The sequence below is a fragment of the Pseudomonas defluvii genome, assembly GCF_001695625.1.
Classification (GTDB): domain Bacteria; phylum Pseudomonadota; class Gammaproteobacteria; order Pseudomonadales; family Pseudomonadaceae; genus Aquipseudomonas; species Aquipseudomonas defluvii.
In genome coordinates, this window is the sequence record NZ_MBPN01000243.1 from 1 (window position 1) to 2,257 (window position 2,257).

General features: G+C 64.3%; 4 protein-coding genes. All 4 read right to left on the reverse strand.

Features of this window, described 5'->3' with window-relative positions; genetic code table 11:
- Positions 1-626, reverse strand: a 626-nt coding sequence (locus EKA13_RS26955) for a hypothetical protein (protein ID WP_065762012.1), incomplete at its 3' end; no start/stop codon positions are given.
- An 82-nt stretch (positions 627-708) separates the two neighbouring features.
- On the reverse strand, positions 709-1,110 hold the full coding sequence (locus tag EKA13_RS26960) for a hypothetical protein (RefSeq protein WP_003158624.1): 402 nt from the start codon (positions 1,108-1,110) through the stop codon (positions 709-711).
- Between the two features lie 94 nt (positions 1,111-1,204).
- Positions 1,205-1,903, reverse strand: a complete 699-nt coding sequence (locus EKA13_RS26965) for a DUF3275 family protein (protein ID WP_003158623.1) — start codon at positions 1,901-1,903, stop codon at positions 1,205-1,207.
- Between the two features lie 54 nt (positions 1,904-1,957).
- The coding region (locus tag EKA13_RS26970) for a DUF3577 domain-containing protein (protein WP_125862978.1) at positions 1,958-2,257 on the reverse strand (300 nt) is incomplete at its 5' end.

The following is a 2,257-nucleotide window of genomic DNA, read 5'->3' on the forward strand; positions in this document are numbered from 1 at the left end:
CAAATCTTGGCCGGATAGGGATAGGCGGTGAGCACGTCACTGCGGATCAGCGAGCCGAGCGCCTGGGTCAGCGCCGGCACGTCGATGGCGAGCCGATGGCCCACCAAAGGCCCGAGGGCGAACGGCAGGCGGGTCAGCATCTCGCGGCTTTGCAGCAGTTCCAGCACGGTTTCGCGCCAGTGGTCGAGCAATGGCAGTGGGCAGGTGTCCTGCACCAACGTCCACAGGCGGTCAAGCCGGTGGTCGCTATCGCGGGGCAGCAATGCCAGTGCGCTGGCGTTGGCCTTGTCGGGCTTGACGCAGCGCCGATCGAACAGCCACACGTTGGACAGCGAACCGAACAGCGTTCGCCGGTAGGCGCGGGTCATGCGCTTTTCCAGGCGATCGACGTTGCCGACGAACACCGGGACGCTGCCGCCCTGGTCGGTGATGACGTGGAACTGCTCCAGGCCTTGCTCGTCACGCCCGAGGGTCAGGCGAGCAAGGAACTGCTGGACGGCGGTGTCCCGCGCCCAGATCGACAGGAAGATCAGATTGCCCTGGTCATCGCCGACGCAAGCGTCGGCCATCACGTCCGGGCATTCGTCGATGCGATACAGCGTGGTGGAAGAAGGGTTTGCGGGCATAGTGGTGTCCTCGGATAAGCGGGAACAGCAGCGCCGCTGGGGCAAGTGCTGCCCCTTGGGGTGGTAGGGCAAACGCCCTGGCTCAGGCCGTCAGCGTCGTAGCCGGGGCTGCTTTGGGTATGCGCCTCTGCGCGTGGTAGGCGCGAACGCCTGCACGCCAGTCGGCGGATTGCTCCGGTGCGAGATCCAGATAGGACAGCGGGCACGAGTAGTAGTACGGGTGCATGGATTCGTCCAGCGGCTTGTAGCCCCACTGGCCGCCGCTGCGTTGCAGCAGATCGCAGCGGATATAGCGCAGGGACTGACCTGGCGCGAGATCACGATGTACGCCGTCGGCTTTGGCCGTCACTTGCGTAACAGACCAGAGGACGTTGCCACGCAGTGCGTGGGCGATGACCTTCACGCTGGTGCGCTCGGTCTCTTGCGGTGTGATCAGTTCCGCGATCAGTTCAGACCGCGATTGGGGGGAGAAATACCAGCCCATGAGAGGCCTCCGGGAGAAATGAAGCCGGAGGCTTCCCCCGAGGGGAAGGCCCCCGGCGGGTGGGTGAGGAACACCGCAGATGCAGCGTTCCGTACTACGCGGGTTGCAGTTCGGCCTGGCGGCTCCACTCTTGCGTCTTGAAGTCCAGCGCATAACCCAGTTCGCTCAAGCGAGCGATCTGCGCGCGCAGGGTGCGGCGGTCGATGGTCGAATCCAGTTTCACGGACTCATCCAGCGGCCACAGCAGGCCGAACAGCGCGGCATCGCCCTCTTCGGTACTGCCGGAGGCAGTCGCCGTAGCGGGCGTCGGCGCATCCACACCAAAGGGGGTGGTATCGACCAGCGGGTCTGCGGATGCCTGCACAGGTGCGGGCTTGGCGGGCCTGGACGTTTTGGCTGGTTTGGCTGGTTTGGCCGGCGTTACCGCAGGCTGTTCGCCCAGCTCTTCATCAAGTGGATCGAGGTCCTGAGTGGCGAAGCTGCGTGCCTCGTCACGGCTCAGTTTGTCGATGTCGTAGAGCGTCATTCCGTCCAGACTGGCGCGGATTTCGAAACGCATGCCACCACCGACCGGGTAGGACTTCGGGAAGATGTACCTGATGATGAACTCCCCGTCGTACTTGCCTTCGGGGTATTGCTCCAGCTCCGGGTCCTTGACCTCGAACGTACCGAGGTGCGTGGCGAGGCGACCGACGGTGAAGGGGCCGTTCTTGCCGCGAATGGTGCGCAGCGTGAGTTGGCCGGGGACGACAATGGGCGAAACCGATTTATCGGATGCCGATGTGGCTGCCATGATGGTTCTCCTTAGCGATTGGGAAAACGACAAGGCCCGCGAGGGCCTTGCCGATCAGAACGAATCAGCCAATGCCGGCTCCTGCTTCTCGACTTCACCTTCGGGCTCGCGCTCGGCGGGCTCGGCAGGCTGATCGGCAGCGGGGCCGGCGTCCTCGGCTTCGGACGCGGATGCGTCCTGGGCTGGCGGCGTCTCGGCTTGCGCGGGGCTCGTCGGATAGACCTTGGTGCCGTCGATCTTGATCAGGCCGATGTGGATCAGCGTCGATTCCAGGCTTGCGGCCGGTTCCCCAGCGCGTTCACCCTTGGTGCGGATGTACGGATCGATCTTCATGTCGTTGAGACGGAAGGCGAT

Excerpts from the sequence above, each read along its gene's own strand:
- EKA13_RS26965 (WP_003158623.1), bottom strand. The coding sequence starts at position 1,903 with ATGGCAGCCACATCGGCATCCGATAAATCGGTTTCGCCCATTGTCGTC.
- EKA13_RS26960 (WP_003158624.1), bottom strand. The coding sequence starts at position 1,110 with ATGGGCTGGTATTTCTCCCCCCAATCGCGGTCTGAACTGATCGCGGAA.